Genomic DNA, 11,185 nt, shown 5'->3' with positions numbered 1-11,185 from the left:
CCAACTCCGTTAGAAGTTGAAATCTATTGTTTGCTTCATTTAAGAAGCTTGTTTCATTAACGTTGCTTGTTCAGTTTTCAAGGTTCATTTTGTTTCGTTTGTCTCGGTAACTCCCGGCGACTTGTATAACTATACATCCTATTCTATTAAACGTCAACAGTTTTAAATAACTTTTTTTATCTTTTTTATTTCACCCTACTTTCTTCTTATTTAAATGTCCACGAAATAAATACTAAAACCAGCCGGAAAATCTCATGCTCCCTCTCCTTACGAAGAATAAAACTGTTAAAAAATCAAACTACATCTCTTCTCACTATCATTAAACCACCTGCTATATAAACGGAAAATCAAAAAACTCCAATCATTCAAAATCCCAGCCTCAGCTTTGGAACCTTCGAACGTTTGGAGCCTTTCTTCACTTTAATAAGATTTAAGCTTTTTGAATTACTTCCAGCTCTTCAACTTCCCGATATTTCCCTTGATAAAATAATAGCGGATTGCCTTCATTAACTTCAATTAACTTCGGCTTGCCTAAAAAGATTGTATGATCGCCTGCCTCGATTTGTTCAACTACTTCACAAACTGTGCGCATGATCGAATTAGGGATAAGTGGAAAATTGTCGACATACTCAAACTCAAAAGTACTTTCTACTTCAATTTGACCTGCGAATCTTTTGGAAATGTCGATTTGTTCAGACTGTAAAATACTAACGCCGAAAATATTTGACGCTTTGATTTTATTTAATGTTGCTGCCTTATGTCCGATTGAAATTGCGACCAATTCAGGATCGAGTGAAATTGACATAAAACCATTTGCAGTCATTCCATGTGGCTCTGCATCATTTAAAGTAGTAATAACCGTGACACCTGTTGCAAATTGTCCCATTGCTTGTCTAAATGAAAGTGCTGTCATCAAGTTCCCCTCTTTTCCTCTTATATTGTAACGTTTGATTTTGTTTTCCAGACCGGGTTCGTCCATCCATTTAAATCGTAGTCAGACATCGCACTGTCCACGACAGATTTGAAATAATCCACATTCCCAGTAGCCATACCATGGTATAACGCTTCCAGTCGAATGTTTTCATGGTTGCCTGCATAGTTCACTTCGTATAATTCATGGCGCCCACCAAACTCAGACCCGATTGCATCCCATACCATTTTCAATAATTTCACACGTGATTCAGCATCTACACCTGAGCCGCGATAATATTCATCTAAGTAAGGACGAATTTCAGGGTTATTGAAATCAGCAGCACTTGACGGTAGCTGAATTAGACCTCCCGCAACTACTTGTTCGAAAATATGAACGACCTTTACCCATACTTCCGGTGCAAGGACGCGATATGCACTGGCAGCTTCACCATTAGGAACAGCAATTCCGCTCATACCTATATCAGGGTTTGTCGCCATAGCTGTAGATAATGACCAAATCATATTTCGCATCGCAACTATTTCTCCTATATTTGCTTGAACACCTCTAAATTGATGCGTACCAGAAGACTCCGTTGCTTTTAAAATTAGTCCTAACATAAAGTCCAGCTTAACACCTAAACGCGTACACCCGTGGAAGCTGAAGCGATTGACGAAATGTGTGGCCGGCACGAAATTGTTAGAGACTTCTACATTTTTATAAGCCAGAACATCTTCCCATGGAATAAATACATTATCCAAAACAATAACCGCATCATTTTCATCAAAACGGCTTGATAAAGGATAGTCGAATGGAGAACCGTTTACTTTAGCACTAAACTCATATGATTGACGACTGATCATTTTTAATCCCGGCGCATTCATTGGCAATAAGAAAATCAACGCATGACTTACATCTCCATCACCAAGGGATTTAGGTCCGTAGTTAGCGACAAAATTATAATGAGTCAACGCAGCGGATGTCCCTACCATTTTTGCCCCTTTTACGATAATCCCATCATCTCTTTCTTTCACTACACGAACGAAAACGTCTTTATTTTCATGCAATGGTTTTGAACGATCCATTTGTGGGTTGATGACCGTATGATTGACAAATGGTAGCTCTTTCGATGCTTTTCGATACCATGCTTTTGCATTATCTTCAAAACCTACATAGTAGTCTGAGTAGGCATTTAAATGTCCGAGGAACGAAGCTTTGTAATCAGGTGTGCGGCCCATAAACCCAAAATTTAATTTAGACCATTCTGCAATAGCATCACGCGCTCCTAATAAATCGTCCGCATTCTTTGGAGTTATAAAAAATTTATGTGTACGGTCACCATACTCATTAATTCCTGTTAATATTGACTGTTTTTCCGGATCATGCAATGAATCATAAAGACGTGAATATGATTTTGCAGAATTTTCATAGGCGGGATGTTCTACGACATTATCAATCTTTTCACCATTTAAATAAACAACACGACCATCATTTAGGCTTTCCAAGTAACTTTTACCAGTATACATAACTTATAACCCCCTTTGATTTGTTAGCATTAGTGTAATTGAGGAAAGCGTTTTCACATATTGCAGTTCCTGTCTAAAATTTTTGTTTTCACTAACAGCTAATGTTAGTTTCACAATAAAAAAATTACTTAACGACCTGATTTAGTCGTTAAATGATCTATAAATACTAATTTAAATTGCGGGGAGATTTAATACTTTAAGTACTTTTAAATTTAACAAAAGCTGAAATCGGATTTTAGGACAACGTAAATCGATTTGTAATAACTCCTTTATATTTTGCAAACGATACCTGACCCCTCCGACAGATAAATTCGTTAACTTGGCTGTCTTCTCCAAATTACCGCCATTATCTAAAAAATAATAAAGAGTATGCATCAAGTCCTCTTGAGGGAGAATTTCCAGAAGATCTCTTTCTACTATACTTCTAAGTAATTGATGATGTTCCGTATATAATAATGCCCCAAGTATGCCGATATCCTCAAAATGACTGACCGTTTCATTGGCAGTGGCCATTCTTTCAGCAATGATTGCCTCTTTAATTGATTGATTGAGACATTCCAATGTATTGGTTGTTGAACTTATACCGACACGGCAAATAATCGAATCCTGATACTTATCGATTGAATGCAGAAATTTTTCTGGCGCCCCGTCCAATAGTGGGTCATCAAAAGCAAGCGGAACAAAGCATAAAACCCCTTGACCTCGTTGAACAATTAGTACTTCCAGATTTAGATTTTTAAAGAAGTTCACGATTTCACGATACACTTTTACAAACATCTGTAAATTGTCATCACTTGATTTATCTTTGTAGTTAAAGGAAATATAAGCGATATGGTAACTTTCCTGCACATAAATATTCAATAATTTCAATTCCCGTAACAACTCTTTATAATCCGTAATTTCTCCAATAAGAAGCTTTTCGAATAACACGGCTTTCATTCGTTCATTTGCATCAAACATCGCTTTTTTATTGATGAGAACAATACTGCAGATAGTGCTGATTCGCTCGAGTATCAGTTTTTCTTCTTCTGTAATGATTTCATCTTTACGATAGAAAAATCCGCAATATTGGAAGACTTCCTGATCGACTGTTATCGGTGAAATAAGGATTTCCCCGCTGTCCAAATTGATTTCGCGCTGCTCCCGAAACTTCCAATTCGTATATTTCTTTTTATATTCCAGAATAAAGTTTTCCAGGAGTACCGATTGACAGGATGAATAGCTAAGTTCCCCTTCAAGATCAAATAAAGCAATCTCTCTTCCTACCATTTGGTTACATTCCTTTAATATTTCAATTAAATTTTGTTTTTGTACGAGCATTTCATTTAATTTATTGTAGATTGCGATTACATTTTTCAGTTGCAGATTTTCCTTAGCCATCTTATTCACATCGATTTGTTGCTCCAGGTTTTGCATTGGTATAAAGGTTGTATGCTTTTTTTCCAAATCAAAATTTAACAATAAATCCACGCCTTTCAATATATAATTCAATCTCTACTCAACATCTATTTATCTATTTCTTGGAATTAGCGCTTCAATACACACCAGTAGTAACCATTTCTAAATCTATTTCTGCCTTCAATCTAAATAAAGCTTATCACCCCATTTGGTTTCCAAATAGGATGATAAGCATTTTAGTTCAAGGAGATGCAAATATTCTTCGCTTCCGTAAAGAATTCCATACTATGACGTCCACCTTCTCGACCAACACCGCTCTTTTTGAAGCCGCCAAATGGAACACGTAAATCACGAACAAACCAGCAATTCACCCAAATGGTCCCAGCACGTACGGCATGTGACACACGGTGTGCTCGCTTTAGATTTTCTGTCCAAATGACCCCGTTTAAGCCATAATCCGTATTGTTCGCAATCGTTAAAGCTTCTTCTTCCGTATCGAACGGTAAAATCGTTACGACCGGACCAAAAATCTCTTCCTGGCAAGTACGTGCATTCGGATCATGATGCAGGAAAATTGTCGGGGCAATGTAGTAGCCCTTCTCCAGATCATCCGATAATTGTAGCGGCTGGTCACCTGTAACCAGTTTTGCCCCTTCTTCTTTGGCCAATTCAATATAATAATTCACCTTATCGTATTGAACTTTACTTACTAACGGCCCTGTCGTCGTTTTCGGGTCTTGCGGATCACCAACGACTAGCGCCTCTGCTGCCGCTTTAAATTTATCCAAAAATTCGTCTAAAATTGTACGCTGCACTAAAATGCGTGAACCGGCTAAACAAACTTGCCCAGAATTTAAAAATGCTGCCTGAATCGATGTCGGTACAGCTTTTGATAAATCCGCATCTTCGAAAATAATATTCGCTGCTTTCCCGCCAAGCTCAAATGATGTTTTCTTCAATGTATCCGCGCCATTTTTAATAATCTGTTTACCTGTAACAGTCGATCCTGTAAATGAAATCAAATCAATTTCAGGCTGTTCCGTTACCCATGTACCAACCGTTTTTCCGCTTCCATGAATCACGTTTACGACACCATCAGGAATGCCTGCCTGTTGTGCAATTTCTCCAAGAAGTGAAACCGATAATGGCGTCAATTCAGCCGGCTTAATGACAGCTGTATTCCCCGCTGCCAGACATGGACCCAATTTCCAAGTCGTTAACATAAATGGTGCATTCCAAGGAGTAATTAGACCGGCTACACCAACAGGCTCATAGCGTGTATAGTTGATAAAGTTTTCATCCATTGGATACGCTTCATCCCCTTGCTTCTCTACGAAATCTGCAAAGAACCGCAAATTATGGGCAGCACGTGGGATATCGGAGCCGACTGCATGCTGATAAGGCTTCCCTACATCCATTGCTTCAAGGCGGGCAATTTCTTCTTTTCGTTCAACGATTATATCAGCCATCCTGCGAATTTTCGCACAACGCTCCGCTAACGGCATTGTACGCCATTCACTATGTTCAAAAGCTTGACGCGCACTGTTGGCAGCTTCTGTAACGTCCTCTTCGGATGCTTCCGAAACAATCGCAATTAAACGTTGGTTGGAAGGATCATGTACTTCAAATGTTTTCTTTGTTGCAGATTGTCTGTATTGTCCATTAATAAAATGATTAACCGTTAACACTTCTTTTTCAGTTGTTAGCATCTGTCTCTCTCCTTTTGGCAACGGATTTCCCTGCTATGCCCCAATGTGTTGCAGCCGTTTCTTGTAGATGTACGCGCACGGTTTCCAGTGGCGCATCCAATACATCGCTGGCTGTTTTGCTTAATTGTTCAATAAGGCGCTCCTTTTGTTCGGGTGTACGGCCCTCTAAAATTGTTACTTGGATGAATGGCATTCGCCCCCACCTCCAGTAAATGAAACCGAAATCGTTCCTAAGCTTTGGAAACTTGCATGGAAAAAGTCTCCCGGTTTTATTTCGATTGCTTCACTAATGGATCCGCTTAAAATTAAGTCACGCGGTTTTAAATGCAAGTTACGCTCATGCAGCTTTTCCGCTAACCACTGAATGCTTATAAGCGGATTTTGCATCACCGCACCGGATGTTGTCGAAGCAACGATTTCTCCATTTTTATAATAAATAACCCCTAATGCATCAATAAAATCGGCATCCAGTTTTATTGGACGGTTGCCCAAAATATACCGACTCGAAGATGAATTATCGGCAATTGCATCTAGTAATGTAAACTTAAAGCGTTCAAATCTACTATCAATGATTTCAAATGCCGGCAACACAAAATCAATTGCATCGATTACTTCTTCTAATGTTGGTGAACCATTTAACGGCTTCTTTAAAACGAAAGCGAGTTCTGGTTCCAGTTTTGGATGGATGTATGGTGTTAAATCATGTTTACCACCTTCGATTAAGTACATGTTCTTTAAAAGCACACCATATGACGGTTCATGAACCCCCATCATCTGCTGTTTTGCTTTTGATGTTAGTCCCAACTTCCACCCGATTTGTTCCGTTTGTTCTTGCTCTATTTTTTTATCTACTAGTAACTGCTGAATTTCATAAGCTTCACGCTCTGAGAAACCATCTATTTTATTGGCAAACTGTTCAAGTGTTTGCGCATTTTTTTCAGCCCAATACAACTCATCTACAACCGATAATTTAGTAATACTCGTCATATGAATCCCCCTATACAAACTTCACTTCAACCGAACCAATTTGTCCGAAGGCTGCCTTAAAATGATCACCTTTTTTTATTGGTAACGCCGATGTAAATGCGCCAGTTAAAATCACTTCGCCAGCAAGTAGCGGGACATTAAATTGTTGTAATGCGTTCGCTAACCAAACCGCAGAGTTAATCGGACTGCCTAAAACATTACTTCCTGTACCCATTTCAATGAGTTCGCCGTTCTGATACGTATTTAAACCGATTGTTGTTAAGTCAATATCATAAATCGAAAGACGTTGTTCTCCTAATACGACCAAGCCTGACGAGCCGTTATCTGATACCGTATCTTCAAATTTAATTCGCCAATCTGCAATACGGCTGTCGATTATTTCAAATGCCGGCACAATATAATCAATCGCCAATAGGACATCTAGAGGTGTTATATTAGGACCCTTAATATCTTCTTTTAAAACGAAGGCAAGTTCTGATTCAACTTTAGGCTGAATTAGTTGATCAATGTTGATCGTATCACCCGATTTGTACAACATATAATCGAATAAATGACCGTAATCCGGCTGATTAACGTTGAACATATTTTGAATTGCTTTACTCGTAGCGCCAATTTTTTTACCGATGACTTTATGGCCAGCCTGTTTTTTTTGCTCTACATAAGCAAGTTGGATTTCATAAGCCTGCTCTAAAGAAATTGTAGGCGCAAGCTGTGTGAACGGTTCAATTGGTGCCTTCGTCTGCTCAGCTTCCAAAAGCATTGAAGCAAACCCTTGTGCATTTGACATACTATCAGACCTCAACTTTCTTTGTAGATAGTTCCATTGCAACATCGATAATCCAGTCTTCCTGTCCTGCAACGGCATTTCGCTTCCCAAGTTCTTCGATAATACTTACCGGATTTACTTGGAATTTTTCTGCAGCTTTTCTTACGTGTAACAGGAAACTATTGTACACACCGGCATATCCTGATGATAAATTTTCACGGTCAATAAACGGCAAGTAATGCATTTCTGGAGCCACTAATTCTTCCGCAGCATTCATCAGTGTTGAAAGGACGATTGGTGTTTCTATATTCGATTTCACCATTGCTGCAATAAGGACTTCCAATGGTGCATTCCCCGCACCTGCACCTAATCCGCGAAGTGTCCCATCAATTAATGTCGCACCATGTTCAATCGCTGTTAACGAGTTGCCAACTGCCAACCCTAAATTATTATGACCATGGAATCCTATCTGAATTGACAGTGTCTCTTTTAATGCATGTATCCGTTCAATGACTGTTTTTGGCACTAATGCACCGGCAGAATCGACGATATATACACCGTCTGCACCATACTCTTCCATTTTCTTCGCTTCTTCCGCTAAACGCTGCGGTGTCGTACTGTGGCTCATCATCAAAAATCCGTAAGCACCTAGATTTTGCTTTTTCGCTTCTTCAAAATATTGTTGTGAGATATTCGCCTCTGTACAGTGAACTGCGATACGGAGTGCATCAATTCCAATATTGGCGGCTTCTACAATGGCCGGACGTGTTCCAATGCCTGGAACGAACAATGAAGCAATTTTAGATTGGCCTTTTACTTTTACAGCAGCCTCAATCAGCTTCATTTCATCGTATTTAGAAAAGCCTTGCTGAATCGTGGAGCCTTGAAGTCCTGCACCATGACTCACTTCGATCAAAGGAACATTTGCTGCCGCTAATTCAGTAACGATTTTCCCAACAAATTGTGGGGTAAAAGAATGGCTGACTGCATGTGAACCATCACGTAATGTAGTGTCCCCGATTATGATATTGGTCACTTTAAAGCAGCTCCCTTCAGCATATTTTCTGCAATTTTTTCTCCTACTTGTAAAGCCGCAGCTGTCATAATATCGAGATTACCGGCATATTTCGGGAAATAATCGCCCGCGCCTTCTACCTCATTCATAATAATGACCACTTTACGGTTGCCCCAAGGTGTTTCGCGTTCATCGACAATCGGTTGCCCTTTCAGTCGGTAACCTGGTACATATTGCTTCACCTTTTGCACGACATCTTCTACAGATTTCTGTAATTGAATTGGATCAATGTCGTCTTCCAGTAGCGCATATACCGTATTATTCATTAAAATAGGCGGCTCTGCTGCGTTGATGACCGGCATAGCACGTGCTGATTGTGCACCGCCCACTAATTTTGCTGCATTCGCAGTTGTAATTGTAAATTCATCCAAGTTTTGGCGTGTACCTAAACCAATGGACGGGCTTGAAATCGTAGCGATAATTTCACTGTAAAGCACTTCCGCAATTTGGCTCACTGCATAAACAAGCGGCGTTGTAGCCTGCCCGCTGCAGGACACCATATTGATATTCATTTCATTGATATGTTCTTCTATATTAATACTTGGAATAACATACGGACCGATTGCTGCAGGCGTTAAATCGATCGCCACAATGCCATTTTCTTTAAGGATTTTAGCGTGTTCAATATGCGAATACGCACTCGTGGCATCAAAAACTATTTGTGCGGAACCGTGTTCGATAATCCCGTGAATCCCCTTTGCAGTTGTTGCTATCCCCGCTTCTTTGGCACGCTTTAGACCGTCTGAGGCAGGATCAATACCTGCCACCAGAACTAAATCTAAATGTCCATCAGCTTTTAAGATTTTCATCATCAAGTCTGTACCGATGTTGCCGCTTCCTAAAATTGCTACTGGAACTTTAGTCATCTGCTAACCCCTCTATTCGTTTGTAACTTTTTCAGCTATTTTACCTACACCATATGTCCAGAACGAGTCAGGGAAAGCCGCCCCTATCCAAGTATCTCCGTTACCTGGAACATCGGCCATTTGCCAAGTAATCGTTTTCCAATCCGGGTCAAAGATCAAGTAGCCTGCATCTCCAAACAATTCAACTCGCATCCCGCTTGGCTCATAGGCATACATACAAAATGCTTGGCTAACCCCATGCTTATTCGGTGGGATTTCAATAAAGTAACCATGGTCTTTCAACAAATCGCCAACTTCGTATAAGTTTTGAGGTATACCATACCAATAGCAAATATGATGTAATTTTCCTTTAGCCCCTGTAGGCTCAGCCATGAAAGCGATTTCATGAACGAGGTTAGAAGCACTAATCCATGATCCTACGACAAACTCTCCATCAACAATTTGTTCGCGAAGTTTAAAGCCTAATACTTCAACTAAAAATTCTGTATCAGCTTTAGGATTTGATGAGAATAAATTAATATGGTCTAATCGACGTACCGGGACACCACGATTTGGACGCTTACTAAATCGAGAAAGTAACTTAGACTTGTTCTCTTCAGGACAATCAAAGTATTCTACTTCCCAAAAGACTTCCATGTTATGACCATCAGGAGTTGTAAATGCATAAGAAGGTCCATGTCCATAATTTTCGTTTTGCCAACCAATACCATACCCACTCGCCTCAATCGCCTTAACCCGACGCTCTAATGCTTGTGGAGATGTTGTGCGCCATGCTACATGTCCTAAACCTGAATAATCAGATTCAGTAATAATTAAGGAGTATTTATAATTTTCTTCATAAGCACGTAAAAATGTTTGATTTTCAATAACATCTACAACGGCCATACCTAACATTTCTGTGTAAAATTTAATCGATTCCTCCGGCGTGTTAGAAAGTACCTCAACATGTGCGATTTGTGCTACATCAAAGATTGGCTCTACATAATTATTCATGATTAATCCCCCTTGAATGTTATTCTTCGCTCTATTTTCTGAAAAATCAAAATAGATTGTAAATTAATATTAACTGTTATTTTGTTATATACAACAAGAAATTCCCTCTATGCGGGAAAGGTGAAAAATGTTTTTTAGAGAATAATATAAACATCAAATAGAATTTCAATGGGGGTTACAAATGAAGAATAATGGCGAGCTACATTCCGTTAAAAACGCATTGAAAATTTTGAAGGCTTTTAAAATAAACGATCATCAAAAAGGCGTGTTGGACTTGGCAGATGAATTGGGGATTAGTAAAAGCAGTGTACACAGACTTTTAAAAACATTGGAATCAGAGGGCTTTGTAACAAAAGCTAAAAATAATGCCAAGTACGAATTGGGCATATCACTAATTGAACTGAACTCCATTTATTTAAAACATTTGGATATTTACGATGTGACGTTAGAAAGTATGATGAAACTCATTACGTTAACCGGGGAAACTTCTCATTTAGCCATTTTGAAAAATGATGCCATTGTTTATCTTAATAAATTATCAAACCAGCAAACGGTCGAAGTAGAATCACATATCGGCCACTCAAATTATTTGCACTGTACTGCAAGCGGCCGCGTATTATTGGCGTACAGCAGCACTAATACGATTAAACGAATCCTTGACCAACCTTTTATGAGATTTACCCCACGTACGATAGTAGATGCTAATCTGTTGCAAAAAGAGTTGCAAAACACGAAGGAAAAAGGATATGCCGTTGTACGAGGCGAGTACCGCACCAATATGACATCCATTGCCGTACCCATCAAAAACCAGCAGAGTAAAGTAATTGCAGCAATTAATATTGTTGCCCCTACCAATCGGTTAACAGATGAAAAAATAAATTACTATATAAGATTACTTCGTGAAGAGTCTGCCAAAATTACGAAGAAGATTGGGTATTTGTCTTTTCAGTGAGGA

General features: G+C 39.2%; 11 protein-coding genes. 1 reads left to right on the top strand and 10 read right to left on the bottom strand.

Features of this window, described 5'->3' with window-relative positions; all coding sequences use genetic code 11:
- Window positions 1-430 precede the first annotated feature (430 nt).
- The 10 genes from AC6CH1_RS15375 to AC6CH1_RS15330 form a co-directional block, all read right to left on the bottom strand.
- Window positions 431-913: a flavin reductase family protein gene (locus tag AC6CH1_RS15375; protein ID WP_498318349.1), complete on the bottom strand. Its 483-nt coding sequence runs from the start codon at window positions 911-913 to the stop codon at window positions 431-433.
- A 20-nt stretch (window positions 914-933) separates the two neighbouring features.
- A complete protein-coding gene (locus AC6CH1_RS15370; RefSeq protein ID WP_427712015.1) occupies window positions 934-2,436 on the bottom strand; it encodes a 4-hydroxyphenylacetate 3-hydroxylase family protein in 1,503 nt (500 codons plus the stop codon).
- A 171-nt stretch (window positions 2,437-2,607) separates the two neighbouring features.
- Entirely contained in the window at window positions 2,608-3,897 is a 1,290-nt protein-coding gene (locus tag AC6CH1_RS15365) for a PucR family transcriptional regulator (RefSeq protein WP_498318347.1), read from the bottom strand.
- 173 nt (window positions 3,898-4,070) lie between these two features.
- Window positions 4,071-5,543 (bottom strand): aldehyde dehydrogenase, encoded by a 1,473-nt coding sequence (locus AC6CH1_RS15360; RefSeq protein ID WP_251690657.1) that lies wholly within the window; start codon window positions 5,541-5,543, stop codon window positions 4,071-4,073.
- On the bottom strand, window positions 5,530-5,736 hold the full coding sequence (locus AC6CH1_RS15355; protein WP_251690656.1) for a tautomerase family protein: 207 nt from the start codon (window positions 5,734-5,736) through the stop codon (window positions 5,530-5,532). Before AC6CH1_RS15355 ends, AC6CH1_RS15360 begins: the two co-directional genes overlap by 14 nt.
- Window positions 5,718-6,530 (bottom strand): 2-keto-4-pentenoate hydratase, encoded by an 813-nt coding sequence (locus AC6CH1_RS15350; RefSeq protein ID WP_498318346.1) that lies wholly within the window; start codon window positions 6,528-6,530, stop codon window positions 5,718-5,720. Before AC6CH1_RS15350 ends, AC6CH1_RS15355 begins: the two co-directional genes overlap by 19 nt.
- Before the next feature lie 10 nt (window positions 6,531-6,540).
- Window positions 6,541-7,317: a 2-keto-4-pentenoate hydratase gene (locus tag AC6CH1_RS15345; protein WP_498318344.1), complete on the bottom strand. Its 777-nt coding sequence runs from the start codon at window positions 7,315-7,317 to the stop codon at window positions 6,541-6,543.
- A 4-nt stretch (window positions 7,318-7,321) separates the two neighbouring features.
- Window positions 7,322-8,332: a 4-hydroxy-2-oxovalerate aldolase gene (gene dmpG / locus AC6CH1_RS15340; protein WP_251690653.1), complete on the bottom strand. Its 1,011-nt coding sequence runs from the start codon at window positions 8,330-8,332 to the stop codon at window positions 7,322-7,324.
- A complete protein-coding gene (locus AC6CH1_RS15335; RefSeq protein ID WP_498318342.1) occupies window positions 8,329-9,237 on the bottom strand; it encodes an acetaldehyde dehydrogenase (acetylating) in 909 nt (302 codons plus the stop codon). Before AC6CH1_RS15335 ends, dmpG begins: the two co-directional genes overlap by 4 nt.
- Window positions 9,238-9,249: 12 nt before the next feature.
- Window positions 9,250-10,230, bottom strand: a complete 981-nt coding sequence (locus tag AC6CH1_RS15330) for a catechol 2,3-dioxygenase (protein WP_498318340.1) — start codon at window positions 10,228-10,230, stop codon at window positions 9,250-9,252.
- A gap of 181 nt (window positions 10,231-10,411) precedes the next feature.
- On the opposite strand from AC6CH1_RS15330, the gene AC6CH1_RS15325 reads away from it, so the two are divergent.
- Entirely contained in the window at window positions 10,412-11,182 is a 771-nt protein-coding gene (locus AC6CH1_RS15325) for an IclR family transcriptional regulator (protein WP_498318339.1), read from the top strand.
- Window positions 11,183-11,185 lie beyond the last annotated feature (3 nt).

It is taken from the genome of Solibacillus sp. GQ1 (genome assembly GCF_059758555.1).
Note: the sequence above shows the minus strand (reverse complement) of the source record. Positions and strands in the feature narration are given on the sequence as shown.

What these genes read in the sequence shown, in the direction of transcription:
- AC6CH1_RS15370 (WP_427712015.1), bottom strand. Translation starts at nt 2,436, where the DNA reads ATGTATACTGGTAAAAGTTACTTGGAAAGCCTAAATGATGGTCGTGTT.
- AC6CH1_RS15350 (WP_498318346.1), bottom strand. Translation starts at nt 6,530, where the DNA reads ATGACGAGTATTACTAAATTATCGGTTGTAGATGAGTTGTATTGGGCT.
- AC6CH1_RS15335 (WP_498318342.1), bottom strand. Translation starts at nt 9,237, where the DNA reads ATGACTAAAGTTCCAGTAGCAATTTTAGGAAGCGGCAACATCGGTACA.
- AC6CH1_RS15360 (WP_251690657.1), bottom strand. Translation starts at nt 5,543, where the DNA reads ATGCTAACAACTGAAAAAGAAGTGTTAACGGTTAATCATTTTATTAAT.
- AC6CH1_RS15330 (WP_498318340.1), bottom strand. Translation starts at nt 10,230, where the DNA reads ATGAATAATTATGTAGAGCCAATCTTTGATGTAGCACAAATCGCACAT.
- AC6CH1_RS15345 (WP_498318344.1), bottom strand. Translation starts at nt 7,317, where the DNA reads ATGTCAAATGCACAAGGGTTTGCTTCAATGCTTTTGGAAGCTGAGCAG.
- AC6CH1_RS15325 (WP_498318339.1), top strand. Translation starts at nt 10,412, where the DNA reads ATGAAGAATAATGGCGAGCTACATTCCGTTAAAAACGCATTGAAAATT.
- AC6CH1_RS15355 (WP_251690656.1), bottom strand. Translation starts at nt 5,736, where the DNA reads ATGCCATTCATCCAAGTAACAATTTTAGAGGGCCGTACACCCGAACAA.
- AC6CH1_RS15375 (WP_498318349.1), bottom strand. Translation starts at nt 913, where the DNA reads ATGACAGCACTTTCATTTAGACAAGCAATGGGACAATTTGCAACAGGT.